Raw genomic sequence first — 429 nt, forward strand, 5'->3', positions numbered from 1 at the left:
GTCGAAGGCGGCATAAATTTCGCCCGCCAGAATGGAGCCCGGCTGCTCGAGGCGTGCCCGATGGACCTGTCTCGCGATTCGCGCTCGATCGGCCTGTTCGTCGGCTCGTCGCGGATCTTCGAGAAGGCGGGTTTCGAGCGGCTGGTGGAACGCAAGGCCGGCCGCCCGCTGATGCGGCTGGTGCTTTGATGAGGTCCGCTCGTGGCTTGTTGATCTCACCTTGCGGTTGCAGCAGTAATTTCATACCAGACGGACGTCCCTTCTAAAGCGCATGCGCTTTGGGGTTTTGTTTATGCATGTCGTTCTCCCAAACCAGGACCCACTTTGGGCGACATGCATTAGGTCAAACGGAGAATTCGCGTGAACCGTGCCCTGCCATTCGTTTTCCTCCTTGCGTTGAGCGCGCCTGCGTTCGGTCAGACCGTCGAT

The 429-nt window shown here is 59.4% G+C and carries 1 pseudogene; it reads left to right on the forward strand.

Going from position 1 to position 429, the window contains the following annotated elements:
• Positions 1-189, forward strand: a pseudogene (locus tag EN906_RS36970) (GNAT family N-acetyltransferase); the annotation flags it as partial.
• Positions 190-429 lie beyond the last annotated feature (240 nt).

Origin of the sequence: Mesorhizobium sp. M7A.F.Ca.CA.004.06.1.1, assembly GCF_003999135.1 — a bacterium.
Classification (GTDB): Bacteria; Pseudomonadota; Alphaproteobacteria; order Rhizobiales; family Rhizobiaceae; genus Mesorhizobium.